Source organism: Dietzia sp. NPDC055340 (assembly GCF_053645335.1).
Genome location: NZ_JBSHML010000016.1, coordinates 1 through 16,237, shown reverse-complemented (window position 1 = coordinate 16,237; position 16,237 = coordinate 1). Strand labels below are relative to the sequence as shown.

14 protein-coding genes are annotated in these 16,237 nt (G+C 71.0%); 12 read left to right on the top strand and 2 right to left on the bottom strand.

Annotated elements, in window-relative coordinates; all coding sequences use genetic code 11:
* Positions 1–13: 13 nt before the first annotated feature.
* The 8 genes from ACWIFB_RS12565 (at position 14) to ACWIFB_RS12530 (ending at position 8,317) form a co-directional block, all read left to right on the top strand.
* The gene (locus tag ACWIFB_RS12565) at positions 14–553 is read left to right on the top strand and encodes an Rv1476 family membrane protein (protein WP_452098870.1); all 540 of its coding nucleotides are present in this window, start codon (positions 14–16) and stop codon (positions 551–553) included.
* Between the two features lie 348 nt (positions 554–901).
* On the top strand, positions 902–2,461 hold the full coding sequence (locus tag ACWIFB_RS12560; protein WP_452098869.1) for an NlpC/P60 family protein: 1,560 nt from the start codon (positions 902–904) through the stop codon (positions 2,459–2,461).
* Positions 2,462–2,602: 141 nt separating this feature from the next.
* On the top strand, positions 2,603–3,667 hold the full coding sequence (locus ACWIFB_RS12555) for an AAA family ATPase (protein ID WP_372459525.1): 1,065 nt from the start codon (positions 2,603–2,605) through the stop codon (positions 3,665–3,667).
* A complete protein-coding gene (locus ACWIFB_RS12550; RefSeq protein ID WP_452098868.1) occupies positions 3,664–4,641 on the top strand; it encodes a DUF58 domain-containing protein in 978 nt (325 codons plus the stop codon). The genes ACWIFB_RS12555 and ACWIFB_RS12550 overlap by 4 nt, the downstream gene beginning before the upstream one ends.
* Entirely contained in the window at positions 4,638–5,618 is a 981-nt protein-coding gene (locus ACWIFB_RS12545) for a VWA domain-containing protein (RefSeq protein WP_452098867.1), read from the top strand. The genes ACWIFB_RS12550 and ACWIFB_RS12545 overlap by 4 nt, the downstream gene beginning before the upstream one ends.
* Before the next feature lie 69 nt (positions 5,619–5,687).
* Complete coding sequence (fabG1, locus tag ACWIFB_RS12540) at positions 5,688–6,419, top strand: 3-oxoacyl-ACP reductase FabG1 (RefSeq protein ID WP_230928934.1); 732 nt, start codon at positions 5,688–5,690, stop codon at positions 6,417–6,419.
* A 1-nt stretch (position 6,420) separates the two neighbouring features.
* On the top strand, positions 6,421–7,272 hold the full coding sequence (inhA, locus tag ACWIFB_RS12535) for an NADH-dependent enoyl-ACP reductase InhA (protein ID WP_454058409.1): 852 nt from the start codon (positions 6,421–6,423) through the stop codon (positions 7,270–7,272).
* A 1-nt stretch (position 7,273) separates the two neighbouring features.
* On the top strand, positions 7,274–8,317 hold the full coding sequence (locus ACWIFB_RS12530; RefSeq protein WP_454058408.1) for a ferrochelatase: 1,044 nt from the start codon (positions 7,274–7,276) through the stop codon (positions 8,315–8,317).
* A gap of 10 nt (positions 8,318–8,327) precedes the next feature.
* On the opposite strand, the gene ACWIFB_RS12525 is transcribed toward ACWIFB_RS12530, so the two are convergent.
* Entirely contained in the window at positions 8,328–9,155 is an 828-nt protein-coding gene (locus tag ACWIFB_RS12525) for a hypothetical protein (protein ID WP_454058407.1), read from the bottom strand.
* A 67-nt stretch (positions 9,156–9,222) separates the two neighbouring features.
* On the opposite strand from ACWIFB_RS12525, the gene ACWIFB_RS12520 reads away from it, so the two are divergent.
* Positions 9,223–10,044, top strand: a complete 822-nt coding sequence (locus ACWIFB_RS12520; RefSeq protein ID WP_454058406.1) for a DUF3097 domain-containing protein — start codon at positions 9,223–9,225, stop codon at positions 10,042–10,044.
* Here ACWIFB_RS12520 and ACWIFB_RS12515 read toward each other — a convergent pair.
* Positions 10,028–10,663, bottom strand: coding sequence for a TVP38/TMEM64 family protein (locus ACWIFB_RS12515; protein ID WP_454058405.1), 636 nt, complete (start codon positions 10,661–10,663; stop codon positions 10,028–10,030). The genes ACWIFB_RS12520 and ACWIFB_RS12515 overlap by 17 nt on opposite strands.
* Before the next feature lie 233 nt (positions 10,664–10,896).
* Between ACWIFB_RS12515 and ACWIFB_RS12510 the strand changes: the two genes are divergently transcribed.
* From ACWIFB_RS12510 to meaB, 3 genes are all read left to right on the top strand, one after another.
* On the top strand, positions 10,897–12,642 hold the full coding sequence (locus tag ACWIFB_RS12510) for a methylmalonyl-CoA mutase family protein (RefSeq protein ID WP_454058404.1): 1,746 nt from the start codon (positions 10,897–10,899) through the stop codon (positions 12,640–12,642).
* 1 nt (position 12,643) lies between these two features.
* Positions 12,644–14,935, top strand: coding sequence for a methylmalonyl-CoA mutase (gene scpA / locus ACWIFB_RS12505; protein ID WP_454058403.1), 2,292 nt, complete (start codon positions 12,644–12,646; stop codon positions 14,933–14,935).
* A 65-nt stretch (positions 14,936–15,000) separates the two neighbouring features.
* Positions 15,001–16,035: a methylmalonyl Co-A mutase-associated GTPase MeaB gene (gene meaB / locus ACWIFB_RS12500; RefSeq protein ID WP_452098859.1), complete on the top strand. Its 1,035-nt coding sequence runs from the start codon at positions 15,001–15,003 to the stop codon at positions 16,033–16,035.
* The last annotated feature ends 202 nt before the right edge of the window (positions 16,036–16,237 follow it).

Genomic DNA, 16,237 nt, shown 5'->3' with positions numbered 1-16,237 from the left:
ACGAGGTGGCACCATGTCCGACGTGGACGACCCCGATGACGCCGTGACGACCCTCGCCTATGTGGACGAGCCCCTGTTGTCGTTGCAGTTGGGCGAGGTCCCGTACTGGCTCGACTACCAGGCCGTCGTCGCCGACCTCGCGGACGACGGGGTGGCCGCGCCGGAGCCGTTCGTCGACGGGCTCCGCACCGTGGTGGACGACGCGGCCGAGCGCGGCCTCGACCTGAAGGTCGTCTACACCGAGGCGCCCGCCGCCGTATACACCGACGCCAGGGATCTGGCGGCGTTCCTCAACGAGGAGTTCGAGGGCACCATCTTCGTCCGGACGCCGGCATTCGTGGGCAGTTCCAGCGACACGATCCCGCGCCACCGCCTCGAGGCAGGGCAGGACGACGCATGGGAGGAGTTCGATCCGGTCGCCTCGGCATCGGTCTTCGCCCACAAAGTCGCCGCCCCCGCCCCGCCCTGGGGTGCACTCACCGCGATCACCCTCGTCCTTGCCATCGTGGCCGTGATCGCGTTCGCCACGGTCCTGCGCCGCCGACGCCGCTGACCCACCCGGAGCACGTCTCACCTCCGCGTTCACGACCGGCCGCTCCACCGCCGCCCCGCCGCGTCTCGCCCGCCATCGGAGGCGAGGCCAGCGGTACCACATCCACGGCGACACGCCGCCGCGAAACCGGTTTTTCAAGTTACAGCAGTGTATTTTGCCGCCTGATGTTTCACATGTGCTCGCTGTGACCTACGGTGCTTAAGGAACCATAGGTTCTACCGAGCCGGTTGTGACTCCAGTGGCGCAGGGGAAGGCATCACGGGACGTCCTCCACCGACTCGGGCACGCGACCCGTCGAACGGGCCGCGCGAGACGCCGCACCCCGGTGCGGTCAGCGGAAGGTGAAACGTGGAGCCCGACCATTCGTCGCGGCGCACCCGTGGGGTGCGCAACCGTAGAAGCCCCGGCCGTGCGCCCGGGCGCGCCGCCGTCGCCGCGGCTCTCGTCCTGGCGACCGGCACCGCCGTCGTCCAGGTACCTGTCGCCACCGCCCAGGAAGCCACCCGGGTCGCCCCGGGTGACATCAGTGGTCTGATCCGTGCGGTCGCCGACGCCACAGCTCGTCTCGATGCGAAACGCGAGGGGATCGCCGTCGCGCGCGAGGACGTCAACAAATCGCTGGTCGATCTGCAGATGGCCCGCGTCGAACTCGATCGCGCCATCGCGGATGCCGACCGCACCGTGACCGAACGCGAGAAGGCCGAGTCGGGTGTCGAGTCGGCGCGCGGAACCCTGGACGACTACTCGCGGCTCCTGCACCGCCAGGGCACCGCCCCTGGCGCCGCATCAGCGCTACTCGACCCCGGCGACCCGGCCGACGCCGGCCTCCGCCAGGAGTACCTGCAGCGGGCAGCAGCCGATCAGCGGAGCGTGGTGGGCGACATGGTCGCCGCCGCCGATGAGGCCGCCCGCAGGGAGAGTGAAGCGCTCGGCGCCCGGGAGGCGGCAGCGCAGCGATACGACGACGCCTCGGCTCGCCGTGACGGCGCAGCGGCCCAGGTCACGTCAGTCTCGAGCGAGGTCACCACCCTCGAATCGGAGGTCGAGCAGCTCACCCGCGACCTCGAAGAACAGCAGACCGCACTCGCCGCCGCCGGGGCGTCCCCGGCGGGGCCCGCCACAGGCGGCGCGAACGAGGTCACCGTCGACGAGACCGCGATGCGCGAACATGCCGTCCGTGCGCTCGCCGACCAGCCCGAAGCCGGCCGGCAGGCGGCTGACATCGCCTTTGCCCTGCCCTCCCACCTCGATCTCGGCGCCATCCGGCAGTTCGCCGGCGGGTCCTCGGATGAGCTCACCCGTGCTGCGGGCGGGGCGATCGACGCCGGCAGTGTCGGGGCAGCCGTGGACGCCGGCATCAACGGCGACACCGAGGCCATCGTCCAGCAGGTCGCCGACGCTATCAGCGCGGCCGACTTCGGCTCACTCGCCGACGGTCCGGCCGCCCCGACCAGGCCGGGCCAGGGCAATGGCGGCGTCGACGCCGGCACACCGTCGAGCTCGGCCCGCGTGGAGACCGTCGTCAACCGTGCGCTGTCACAGCTCGGCGTGACCTACGCCTGGGGCGGCGGCGACGCCAACGGCCCCACCAAGGGCATCCGCGACGGCGGCGTGGCGGACAGTCACGGGGACTACAACAAGGTCGGCTTCGACTGCTCCGGACTGATGATCTACGCGTTCGCAGGTGTCGGGAAGGCGCTGCCGCACTACACCGGCTACCAGTACACCGCGGGACCGCAGGTTCCCGTGGCCGATCGCAAGCGCGGCGACATGCTGTTCTGGCCCGGGCACGTCGCCCTCTACCTCGGCGACGGGAAGATGGTCGAGGCACCGCAGTCCGGCGACGTCGTCAAGATCTCACCCGTCCGTATGGCCGGCATCAGCCCGATGGCCGTCCGACTGGTCTGACGCCGTACCGCGGTGACGCGCCCGCCGGGCGACGGTGACCGGTCGGTGGCAGGCGCATCCCGGTAGGGTCGTCCCCATGTCCGCCCGACGGCAGCGCCCCGGGCGACCGGAACATCCGATCACGCGAAGGAGCCCGCCGCGGTGAGCGATACCCACCCCGACCAGTTGACGTCCCAGGGCGAGCCTCCCGCCGGATCCGCGGCCTCCGCGGCCGAGGACGCGCGGCTGCTCGAGCGGGCGGTCTACGAGGTCAAGAAGGTCGTGGTGGGCCAGGACCGGCTCATCGAGATGATCCTCGTCGGTCTGCTCTCCCGCGGACACATCCTTCTCGAAGGTGTGCCGGGCGTGGCTAAGACCCTGACGGTGGAGACCTTCGCCACGGTGGTGGGCGGGTCCTTCCGGCGCCTCCAGTTCACCCCGGACCTGGTGCCCGCCGACATCGTCGGCACCCGGATCTACCGGCAGGGCCGCGAGGAGTTCGAGGTGGAGCTCGGACCGATCCTGGCCAATTTCGTGCTGGCCGACGAGATCAACCGCGCCCCCGCCAAGGTCCAGTCGGCGCTGCTGGAGGTCATGGCCGAAGGGCATGTCTCGATCGGCGGACAGACGTTCCCCATGCCGTCACCGTTCCTGGTCATGGCCACCCAGAACCCGATCGAGAGCGAGGGCGTCTACCAACTCCCCGAAGCACAGCGCGACCGGTTCCTGTTCAAGCTCGTCGTGGACTACCCGAGTCCAGAGGAGGAGCGGGAGATCGTCTACCGGATGGGCGCCACCCCGCCAGAGCCGACCCGGATCCTGGGTGTGGACGCGCTGCAGCGACTACAAGCGTCCGTACGCGAGGTCTTCGTCCACCACGCACTCGTCGACTACGTGGTGCGCGTGACGATCGCGACCCGCGAGCCCGCGCGCCACGGACTCGAGGACGTGGCCCGGTGGCTCGCCTACGGCGCCTCGCCCCGAGCCACCCTGGGAACGGTCACCGCGGCGCGCGCCCTCGCCCTTGTCCGCGGACGCGACTACGTGGTGCCCCAGGACATCGTCGACGTCCTGCCCGCCGTGCTGCGCCATCGGCTCGTCCTCACCTACGACGCGCTCGCTGACGAGATCACCGCGGACACGGTCGTCCGCCGGGTGCTCGAGGCCGTCCCGCTGCCGCAGATAAGCGCGGTCCCGGCCCAGGCCGGCCCGCCGCCCTCACCGTGACCTCCGCGGAGGGGGAGCGGCGCGACGACCGGGGCGACGTGTCGTCCCGTGCCGCCCTGAACCAGCTCGAGTTGCTCGTCACACGGCGACTGGACGGTGTCCTCAACGGCGATCACCGGGGTCTGCTCCCCGGCCCCGGTACCGAGCCTGGGGAGGCCCGCGCCTACGAGCCCGGTGACGACGTCCGGACGATGGACTGGTCCGTGACCGCCCGGACGACCATCCCGCATATCCGACAGACCATCGCCGACCGCGAGCTGGAGACGTGGCTCGTCGTCGACCTGTCCGCGTCGCTGGACGTCGAGGGCCGGCACGGCGCCAAGCGCCGGCTCGTGGAGGCCGCTGTCGCGACGGTCGGATTCCTCTCCGCCGGTGGCGGCAGTCGGGTGGGCATGATCCTGACCGGTGACGGTCGGCCCCGCGTACTGCGCGCCACCGGGGGGCGGGACCACGTCCGGCGGCTGCTCGAGGATGTCTCCCGCGCCGCTCCGGAGGTCGCACCGGGAGGTGCGCTCGTCGACTGCCTCCACGCCGTCCGCAACGCGGCGCGGCGGCACGGACTGGTCGTGGTGATCTCGGATTTCCTGTCCGAGATCGACTGGGAGCGCTCGCTCCGCGTCCTCGGCACCCGCCACGAGTTCCTGGCCGTGCACGTGGCCGACCCACTCGACATCGCCCTTCCGGCCGTCGGCGCCGCGCTGCTGCAGGATCCCGCAACCGGAGAGGTCCTCGAACTCGAGGTGGACGATGCTCTCGCGGCGGATTATCGGCGTGTGGCCGCCGAGCATCGCGCCGCGGTTCACACAGCGCTACGCCGCTGCGGCGCCCCCGTCCTGGCGCTGCGCACCGACCGCGACTGGGTCCGTGACGTGATCGACTTCGTCGGTGTCCGCAGGCAGGGCGGGCTGCCCACCGGGGAGAACCTGGACCGCGACCTGCCCGGTGAACAGCCCGCGGAGGAGGCGACCCCATGAGCTTGTCCGAGTTCCAGCACCCGCTGTGGTTGCTCCTGCTCGCCGCGCCGTTGGCCATCACGATCGGGTACATCATCGCCCTGCGGTCCAAGAAGCGCAGGACGGTCCGCTTCGGCAACTTCGGCGTTCTCCGGTCGGTGGACACCCGGGGCCGGCGGTGGTTCACGCATGTACCGGCGGTGCTGCTCATCCTGTCGATGGTCAGCCTCGTGATCGCGATGGCCGCGCCCCAGAAGGAGCAGAAGGTCCCCCGTAACCGGGCGACGGTGATGCTCGTCGTCGACGTCTCCCTCTCCATGGAGGCCACCGACGTCGCCCCCTCGAGGATCGAGGCCGCGCAGCAGGCGGCGACGACCTTCGCCAACAACCTCACCCAGGGCGTCAACCTCGGCCTGGTCTCGTACGCCGGGACCGCCTCGATGCTCGTGGCACCCACCACCGACCGGGGCCCCGTGGTGCGCGCGGTCGAACGACTACGCCTCGACGAGCGCACAGCCACCGGCGAGGCCATCTACACCGCCACCCAGGCCATCACGACCTTCACCGAGAGCCTCGGCGGCCCGGATCAGGCGCCGCCGGCACGGATCGTGCTCCTGTCCGACGGCAAGGAGACGGTCCCCGCGCAGCCGACCGAGGAGCGGGGCGCCTTCACCGCGGCCGAGCGCGCCGCTGAGGCCGGGATCCCCGTGTCCACGATCTCGTTCGGCACCATGTACGGCACCGTCGACATCCAGGGACGCCCGCAGCCGGTGCCGGTCGATGACGCCTCCCTCAAGACCATCGCCGAGTTGTCCGGCGGCGACTTCTTCACCGCCTCCAGCCTCGAGGAGCTCGACTCGGTCTACCGGACCCTCGAGGAGCAGATCGGCTACGAGTGGAAGAAGGCGGACGCCTCCCGGCCGTGGCTCATCGCCGGTTCGCTCTTGGCGATGCTCGCGGCCGCCGGCTCGCTCACCGCACACAGGCGTATCCCCTGACGCCGACCCCCCTGCGTAACCGGAGCACTCGCGGTCCGACCCGGGGGAGCCGCTCGCTAGGGTGGGCACATGGTTTCCGAGAGCAGGCGCGACACCGCGCCACGGACAGTCCTCGTCACCGGCGGTAACCGGGGGATCGGCAGGGCGGTCGCCGAACGACTCCGCGCGGACGGCCACCGGGTCGCGGTCACCCACCGCGGCTCCGGCGCCCCCGAGGGCCTGTTCGGGGTCCGGTGCGACGTCACTGACGCCGACTCGGTCGATGCCGCGTTCACCGCGGTCGAGGCGGAGTTCGGGCCCGTCGAGGTGATCGTCTCCAACGCCGGCATCACCGACGACACCCTGCTGATGCGCATGAAGGACGAGCAGTTCACGCGAGTGGTCGAAGCGAACCTCGCCGGGGCGTTCCGGGTCGCCAAGCGCGCATCGCGCGGGATGCTGCGGGCCAGGTTCGGGCGGATGATCTTCATCGGCTCGGTGGTCGGGCAGTCCGGCACCGCCGGCCAGGTCAACTACGCCTCCTCGAAGGCGGGGCTGATCGGCATGGCACGGTCGCTGACCCGCGAACTCGGTTCGCGCAACATCACGGCTAACGTCGTGGCCCCCGGGTTCATCGACACCGACATGACCGCGGACCTCGACGACAAGACCCAGGAGCTCGCAGTCGCGGCGATCCCGCTCGGCCGCAAGGGCTCGGCGGACGACGTCGCCGGGGCCGTGAGCTTCCTCGCCGGTGACGACGCCGGCTACATCTCCGGGGCCGTGATCCCGGTCGACGGCGGAATGGGAATGGGGCACTGACATGAGCCGGACCGACACCGACACCGACACCGACAACACGGGCGCGGGCACCGGGCTGCTCGCCGGTAAGACGATCCTCGTCACCGGCGTCATCACCGACGCGTCGATCGCCTTCCACATCGCCAAGCACTGCCAACTCCACGGTGCGAAGGTCATCCTCACCGCGTTCGGACGGCCGTCGCTGGTCAAGGCCATCTCCAAGCGACTTCCGGAGCGCCCGCCGGTGGTCGAGCTGGACGTGCAGAGCGACGAGGACCTGGCGGCTCTGACCGGCCGCGTCCGCGAGCACACGGGTTCACTGGACGGCGTGGTGCACTCCATCGGCTTCGCTCCGCCGAGCTGTCTCGGCGACCCGTTCCTCGACGCCCCGTGGAAGGACGTGGCGGTGGCGCTGGAGGTCTCCGCCTATTCCTACGCGTCCCTGGCCAAGGCCGTTCGACCGCTCCTGAACCCGGGTGCGTCGATCATCGGACTGGATTTCGATCCGCGGTTCTCGATGCCGTTCTACAACTGGATGTCGGTCGCCAAGAACGCCCTCGAAGCAGTGAACCGCTACGTCGCCCGGGAGCTGGGGCCGGATCAGGTCCGCTCCAACCTCATCGCGGCTGGGCCGATCAAGACCCTCGCCGCCAAGGCGATCGCCGGTGATGCGCTCGGTCCGGGCGGGGAGCTCGACCAGATGCAGGGGGAGTGGGCGCGACGGGCGCCCCTCGGTTGGAACGTCGAGGACCCGACCGCAGTCGCCACCACCGCCGTCGCCCTGCTCTCGGACTTGATGGCGGCGACCACAGGCACCGTGGTCTATGCCGACGGCGGCGCCGGCACCGTGTCCTTCAGCGAACAGGGACAGTGACGTGACAGACCCGAACCCGGCCGCGGGCCCGGTGGACGCACTGCTGCTCCTGTCCTTCGGCGGCCCCGAGGGGCAGGAGGACGTGATCCCGTTCCTCGAGAACGTCACCCGGGGTCGCGGTATCCCGAGGGAGCGGCTCGAAGAGGTGGCCACGCATTACCGGCACCTGGGCGGGCGTAGCCCTATCAACGACCTCAACCGCGAGATCATCGCCAACATCGAGGCCGAGTTGGCCGATCGGGGACGCGACCTGCCGGTGTATTTCGGCAACCGGAACTGGACGCCGATGGCCGAGGACACCGTCCGCCGGATGGTGGCCGACGGCGTTCGCCACGCCGCGGTGTTCGCCACCTCCGCATGGGGCGGCTATTCCGGGTGCGCCCAGTACAACGAGGACATCGAGCGCGTCCGACAGCAGGTCGCGGGCGCGCCCACGATGATCCGGCTACGTCAGTTCTACGACCACCCGCTGTTCGTGGAGCGCTTCGCCGCGGACCTGCGCCGGGCGATCGACGCCGCGGCCCCGGGTGCGCGGGTGGTCTTCACCGCCCATTCCGTCCCCGATGCGGCCGACGAGGTGGCCGGCCCGCCCGCGCTGGGCGGCCACCTCTACAGCCGTCAGGTCCAGGAGGCCTCGCGGCTCGTCGCCGGGGCAGCCGGGGTGGCGGAGTACGACGTCGTGTGGCAGTCGCGCTCCGGGCCGCCGAGCGTCCCGTGGCTCGAGCCGGACGTGGTGGACCACGTCAGCGATCTCGCCACCAGCCGCGGAGTCCGCGATGTCGTCGTCGTCCCGATCGGGTTCATCTCCGATCACGTGGAGGTCATCTGGGACCTCGACACCGAGCTCGTGGACGAGGTCCGCGAGCTGGGCGTGACCGTCACCCGCTGCGCGACGCCCGGCCCGAGCCGGGAGTTCGCCCGGATGGTCGTCGAGCTGCTCGACGAGGTCGAGTCCGGCACCACGCAGCCACGACCGGGCAGCGTTCCCGCGCTCGGTCGCAACCGCAACGGGGCCCGCTGCGGGATCGGCTGCTGCGCCCGCTGAACAGTGACGTTCAGCGGGGTCCCCACTCCCGTAGCGCCGATTCGCCGGCGGCGGCCACGGCGGACCGACGCGCCGCGTCCTTCACCGCCACCAGGCGGCGCAGGATCGGCTCGCGCGTCGCGGGGTCGACGCCGAGCCCCGGCCGGGCCAGGGCGAGCGAGGTGATCGCCTCGACCCTGTCGATGCGATCGACGAGTTCGAGCACGCGCGCGGGCAGTCCCGCGGGGACGCGGGTGACGGCTGCGTGCACGTCTATCGGGCCGGCGGCGCCTGCCCCCTGAGCGGCCGCGGACCGTTCGATGAGCTCGGCGGCGTCCTCCACGGCACGGCCGAGTTCGTACAACGCCTCCGACGGCCCGGCCGGCTGGGGCGCCACCGGGCAGTCGGTGACGCCCCGGATCCGCCACCGTAGGACGTCGACATGCGGCCGCACACAGGTCAGGCACAGCCCCTCGCGGCTCTGCGGATCCCGGATCAGAGCGCCCCATCCGGCCTCCGCCACATCGGCACGCACCGCGGGAACGGGCGGAAGGCTCGACGAGTCGCCGGGCGCGGTGGTGAGGAGCGAGAGGATCTCCGCGGCGGGGTGGGACGCGCCGACACGGCGCAGGTGCCGCACGATGTCCGGCAGCATCCCCACTGCCCCGGCCGCCGGATCCACGTCGGCGAGCCCGGCGACCGGCTCGCCGACGATCTCGACCAGGTGGGACTGGGCGAGGCCGCTGACGTACGAGCTCAGGGCATCGAACGGTTGGTCCGCCCACGCGGTGCGCAGCAGGTGCAGGGGCAGCGCCCACGCGGGGGAGAGCGCGGTACTGGTGGCGAGGGGTCGTGACATGACGATCGATCCTACCGCCGGTGCGCCACCGCCCCGATCGTCGTCGCGGCGGCTACGGTGTCACGCCATGGCTGATATGTACGGCTCCGACGTCCTGTCCGGAACTGCGCGGCGACGCCGCCCGCAGGTCCCCGTCGTGGACGCCGAGCGGGATCTGGTGGTCGAGGACGCCGGGTCGGGATTCTGCGGCGCGGTCGTGGGCTTCGACCGGAGTTACGACGGCGAGTTCGTCAAGCTCGAGGACCGACACGGCCGGGTCCGCCTCTTCGCCATGACGCCGTCGGCGTTCCTCGTCGACGGATCACCGGTGACACTGCGCAAGCCCGCGCCCCGAGCGACCACCGGGCCCGCGGTGACGGCCTCGGGTTCGCGGAAGGTCGAGGGACTCCGCGCCCGGACCGCCCGTGCGGGCCGGATCTGGGTGGAGGGGATCCACGACGCGGCGCTGGTGGAGAAGATCTGGGGCCATGACCTCCGGGTCGAGGGCATCGTGGTGGAGCCGCTCCACGGCATCGATGACCTGCCCGGGCTCGTGGCCGACTTCGGCCCGACGCCGCAGGCGCGCCTCGGCGTCCTGGTGGACCACCTGGTCGAGGGCAGCAAGGAGTCGCGGATCGTGGCCGGGCTGGGCGGGGACGTCCTGGTGACCGGTCACCCGTACGTCGACATCTGGCAGGCGGTCAAACCCGCCGCCGTCGGTATCCGCGAGTGGCCGGTCGTCCCCCGCGGCGAGGACTGGAAGACCGGCATCTGCTCCCGCCTGGGTTGGGGCGAGCCCGCCGACGGGTTCCGTCACGTGCTGTCGTCGGTCAGCAGCTACCGCGACGTCGAGCCGACGTTGCTCGGCGCGGTGGAAAGGCTGGTGGATTTCGTCACGGAGCCCGCGTGACCGGCATCCGCGCATCCAGCGCCATCCCCGCCAGGCCTACTGCGGCGAACCCGGCGGTCGCCCACAGTGCCGCGGTGCCCTCGCCCGCGGTGAGCGAGTTGCCGAGCATGACCGCGGCGACCGTGCCGGGTGCGCTGCCGATCACGGTCGCCGGCAGGAACTGACGTCGCCGGATCGAGGTCAGCGCGGCGGCGTAGTTGACGACCGCGAACGGCACGGCCGGGACGAGTCGCAGGCTGCCCACCGACAACCAACCCCGGCGCTGCAGGCGCGCGTCCACCTTCGCGATCCGCGGGTCGGCGCGCAGCGCCGCGGTGCGTTTGTGTCCGAGCCGCCGTACGAGTTCGAAGGCGAGCGCTGCGGCGATGCCGGTCGACACGAGGGACCACGGGATGGCCACCGCGGGCGGGAAGAGCACCGCCGCCGAATAGGTGAACGTCGAGCGGGGGACCGGCGCGACGGCGACCACCGCGTACGCCGCGAAGAACGCCGGTGCGAACCACGGTCCGAGATGGCCCGCCCAGGAGCGAAGCTGTTCCAGCCCCGGGGCGGGAACGAGGGTCGCGAGGACGACGACGACAACGACCGCCACCACCCAACCGATCACCCGTCCGCGCACCGGGATGACTGTAGCCCCACGGGCCCCGGGGTTCTCCCCCCCAAGAACTCCCCGCACTCCAGGGCGTGTTCCTGCGGTGTGAAGCGCTGCACTAGAGTCCCGAGGTGACCCCCTTCACTCCACAAGAGAACGAGGTACCGGTGACCAGTCCGACCCCAGGTCCTGACCTTCACTCCTGGTACGCATCTGTGGGAGCCGTCCTCGCGAAGGCCGCCCGCAAGGATCCCGCCGACATGCCTGATGACGCCTGGCGTTCGCTGATCGCGACCACGCGGGACGGGATCGAGATCAACCCGCTGTACACGCGGGCGGACGAGATCGCAGAGCGTCCGGCGCCGGGGGAGTTCCCCTACGTCCGTGGCGGGAACCGTGCGGGACTTCCGGAGAACGGCTGGCACGTCAGTGCCCGCGTCGAGGCCACCGGTGACGTCTCGCAGGTCAACACGCGGATCCTCGACCAGCTCGAGCAGGGTGTCTCGGCACTGTGGCTCACCGTCGAGGCCGCCGATCTGGCCGCCGTCCTCAAGGACGTCTACCTGGATCTGGCGCCGGTGACCTTCGAGTCCGGAACCGATCTGGTGGAGGTCGCCGAGGCCTACCTCGAACTACTCGACCAGCGCCGGACCGCCGGTGACGGGGTGCAGGACCGCTCGGCCGTGGTCGCCGATCTGGGTGCCGCCCCGGTCACCGCCGCCTACGCCGGGGTCGGCTCCATCGGACTGGACGCCGCCGTGCGTCTGGCCGCCCGGGTCTCAGAGCGCGAGGAGACCATCCGGACGTTCGTCGCTGACGGCACCGTGTTCCACGCCGAGGGCGCCGGGGACGCCCAGGAGCTCGCCTACGCCGTCGCGGCCGGGCTCGAGTACGTGCGTGCCCTGATCTCGGCGGGAATGCCCGCCGACGCCGCCGTCCGCCAGATCTCGTTCCGGTTGGCCGCGACCGACGACCAGTTCGCCTCGATCGCCAAGTTCCGCGCCGGTCGCCTCATGTGGGCCCGTGCCGCGGAGCTCCTCGGCGCCCCGGAGGCCGGCGGCGCCGCGCAGCACGCGGTCACCTCCTCTGCGATGATGTCGCGTCGCGACCCGTGGGTGAACATGCTCCGCACCACGCTCGCCGCATTCGGGGCGGGCGTCGGCGGTGCCACCTCCGTCACGGTCCTGCCGTTCGACGCCTCGGTTCCCGGCGGTCTCCAGAGCACGTCCCGCTCCTTCGCCGACCGCATCGCCCGCAACACCCAGCTGCTGCTTCTCGAGGAGTCCCACCTGGGCCACGTCGTGGACCCCGCCGGTGGCTCCTGGTACGTCGAGTCGCTCACCGACTCGCTTGCCGACGCCGCGTGGTCCGTCCTGCAGACCATCGAAGCCGCGGGCGGCCTCACCGCCGCGATCGGCTCCGGCTCCGTGGCCGAGTCCATCGCCCGGGTTCGGGACGCCCGTGACGCCGACATCGCGCACCGCAAGGCCCCGATCACCGGTGTCTCGGAGTTCCCGAACCTCGGTGAGCCCGCGTTCGACGAGTCCCGTCGAGGAGGCGGGGGCTACCGTTACGGTCGCGCCTTCGAGGACCTGCGTGACCGCTCCGACGCCCATCTCGAATCAACCGGATCGCGTCCGACGGTCCTCGTCGCCGGCCTCGGCCCGCAGGCGGAGACCACGCCCCGCGTGACCTTCGTCGCCAACCTTCTCGCCGCCGGCGGAATCGAGGCCCGCAACCCGGGCGTCACCGAGGCCGGTCAGTACGCCGATGCTCGCGAGAACGCCGAGGTCGCCGTGATCTGTGGCGCCGACAAGCGCTACGCCGCCGAGGGCTCGGATGCCGTCGCCGCCCTGCGCGCCGCCGGTGTGACGACCGTGTACCTCGCGGGTGCCGAGAAGGGCTTCCCCGCCGACGCCACCGACCGCCCCGACGGGTACCTGGGTCTCGGCATCGACGCCGTCGCCGCCCTGTCCACCCTCCTCGACCAGCTGGGAGTGAAGTGAGATGACGACCTTCCCCGATTTCAGCACCGCCCCCCTCCGCGAGGCCGCCGCCGACACCGAGGCCGCAGGCACCGCGGTCGAGGGCGGCGTCGCCGCCGACGCACACTGGGAGACCCCGGAGGGCATCGACGTCAAGCGCGTGTACACCAAGGCCGACCGTGACGGCGTGGAGAAGGGCACGGCCGGCGCCGCGACCGAGGAGGCCGCAGGCGACGAGGTCACCCCCTTCCCGCTGGACACCGTGCCCGGCGCCGCCCCGTTCCTACGCGGGCCGTACCCGTCGATGTACGTCAACCAGCCGTGGACGATCCGCCAGTATGCGGGCTTCTCCACCGCCGCAGAGTCCAACGCCTTCTATCGTCGCAACCTGGCCGCCGGCCAGAAGGGCCTGTCGGTCGCGTTCGACCTGGCCACACACCGTGGCTACGACTCCGATCACCCGCGCGTGGCGGGCGACGTCGGTATGGCCGGCGTCGCGATCGACTCCATCCTCGACATGCGTGAGCTGTTCGACGGCATCGACCTGTCGGCGGTGTCGGTGTCCATGACGATGAACGGCGCGGTGCTACCGATCCTGGCGTTCTACGTCGTGGCGGCAGAGGAGCAGGGGGTGACGCCGGAGCAGCTCGCGGGGACCATCCAGAACGACATCCTCAAGGAGTTCATGGTCCGCAACACCTACATCTACCCGCCCAAGCCGTCGATGCGGATCATCTCGGACATCTTCGCGTACACCTCGCAGAAGATGCCGCGGTTCAACTCGATCTCGATCTCCGGCTACCACATCCAGGAGGCCGGGGCGACGGCCGACCTCGAGCTCGCGTACACGCTGGCCGACGGTGTCGAGTACATCCGCGCCGGGCTCGAGGCCGGACTCGACATCGACCAGTTCGCGCCGCGGCTGTCCTTCTTCTGGGCCATCGGTATGAACTTCTCGATGGAGATCGCCAAGCTGCGTGCCGGCCGCCTGCTGTGGAGCGAGCTCGTCGAGAAGTTCGGTCCGAAGAATGAGAAGTCCAAGTCGCTGCGTACCCACTCGCAGACCTCCGGCTGGTCGCTGACCGCCCAGGACGTGTTCAACAACGTCGCCCGCACGGCGATCGAGGCGATGGCCTCCACGCAGGGCCACACGCAGTCTCTGCACACCAACGCCCTCGACGAGGCGCTCGCGCTGCCGACCGATTTCTCCGCACGCATCGCCCGCAACACCCAGCTGCTCCTGCAGCAGGAGTCGAACACCACCCGGCCGATCGACCCGTGGGCGGGTTCGTACTACATCGAGTGGCTCACGGCTCAGCTCGCCGACAAGGCCCGTCTCCATCTCCTCGAGATCGAAGAGGCCGGCGGCATGGCGCAGGCGATCGGGGAGGGCATCCCCAAGCTGCGTATCGAGGAGGCCGCGGCCCGCACGCAGGCCCGTATCGACTCCGGCCGCCAGCCGGTCATCGGCGTCAACAAGTACGTCGTCGACGAGGACCAGGAGATCGAGGTCCTCAAGGTCGAGAACTCCCGGGTGCGCGCCGAGCAGGTCGCCAAGCTCGAGAAGCTCCGTGCGGAGCGCGACGAGCAGGCCTGCCAGGCCGCCCTCGCCCGCCTGACCGAGGCCGCCTCGGGCGGCCCCAGCAGCGACCTCGAGAACAACCTGCTCGCGCTCGCGATCGACGCCGCCCGGGCCCAGGCCAGTATCGGTGAGATCTCGGACGCTCTCGAGAAGGTCTACGGTCGACACAAGGCCGAGATCAAGACCCTGTCCGGTGTGTACCGGCAGGAGGTCACCAAGGAGGGCGCCGTGGACAACGTCACCCGGGCCATGCAGATGGCCGACTCATTCGCCGAGCAGGAGGGACGTCGTCCCCGCATCCTGCTGGCCAAGATGGGTCAGGACGGTCACGACCGCGGCCAGAAGGTCGTGGGCACCGCGTTCGCCGACCTCGGCTTCGACGTGGACATGGGCCCCCTGTTCCAGACACCGGAGGAGGTGGCCCAGCAGGCCGCCGACGCCGACGTCCACGTCGTGGGCGTGTCCTCGCTTGCCGCCGGCCACCTCACGCTGGTCCCGGCGCTGCGCGCGGCGCTGGCCGAGGTGGGCCGTGAGGACATCATGGTCACCGTCGGTGGTGTCATCCCACCGGGCGACTTCCAGGAGCTCTACGATGCCGGCGCGGCCGCGATCTACCCGCCCGGCACCGTGATCGCGGAGGCCGCGATCGAGTTGCTCGGTTCGCTGGCGGGCGAGCTCGGGCACGAGCTGACCGCCTCGGGCGAGGAGGCCGGCACGGAGGTGGGGTCCTGACCCGCCTCGGCTCCGGACCCGACCCCGCGGGGTCGGGCAATTTCTCGGGCAGTCTGTCCACCACCTTGGGCACCGGTACGGTGCGCGGGCCGGTCCCGGCGGCGACCGGTCCGCGCCCGCGTCGTGAGATCGACGTCGACGCCCTGCTGGCGGGCGTCCTCGAGGATCGCCGCCCGACTCTGGCCCGGGCGATCACGCTGCTCGAGTCCACCAACCCGACGCACCGGGAGAAGGCGCAGCAGCTCCTGCTCGGGGCCTTGCCCCACTCGGGCGGCGCGCTACGGATCGGGATCACCGGGGTACCGGGGGTCGGCAAGTCAACGTTCATCGAGTCGTTCGGGTTGTACCTCGTCGAGCAGGGACACAAGGTCGCGGTCCTGGCGGTCGACCCGTCATCCACCCGGACCGGTGGCTCGATCCTCGGGGACAAGACCCGGATGGCGACGCTCTCCACGGAGCCTCGCGCCTACATCCGGCCGTCTCCGACGTCGGGAACCCTCGGTGGCGTCGCCAAGGCGACCCGGGAGTCGATGGTGCTGCTGGAGGCCGCCGGTTTCGACGTGATCCTCGTGGAGACCGTCGGCGTGGGCCAGTCCGAGGTCACCGTCGCCGGAATGGTCGACTGCTTCACGTTTCTCACCCTCGCGCGCACCGGCGACCAGTTGCAGGGCATCAAGAAGGGCGTGCTCGAGCTCGCGGACCTGGTGGCCGTCAACAAGGCCGACGGACCGCACGTCAAGGACGCCCAGCGGGCCGCGCGTGAACTCGGCGCCGCGCTCCGGCTGGTCCGCCCCGCCGATGCGGTGTGGAAGGTCCCGGTCCTCACCATGTCGGGGCTCGAGGGAGAGGGACTCGACGGCTTCTGGGACGCCGTGCAACGGCATCAGTCCGAGATGGACAAGGTCGGGGAGGTCGTCGGCCGTCGTGCCCGGCAGCAGGTCGAGTGGACGTGGTCGATGGTGCGCGACACGCTCATGGCGCGGCTCGAGGCCGATCCCGACGTGCGGAAGACTGCCACGGACGTGGAGAGGCAGGTCCGCGAGGGCACCCTCACGGCGGCGCTGGCGGCCCAGGCGATCATCGACGCGTTCGACTCCTGACCGCGCGCACGTTTCCGGTCGAGCCTCGCCCACCCCTGGCGTCCGCGCCAGCGCGTGTGCACCACACGCACAGCCGCTCCTCTTCGTGAACTCCCGCGTGCCCCGAGCGGTAGTTGTCAACCTGTTTTGGACAGGTGGTTGATTCCGGTTGTGGTGGGCAGTGGTGGTGCTTTTGGTGGTGTGCGGAAGCGTTCGGGGTGTT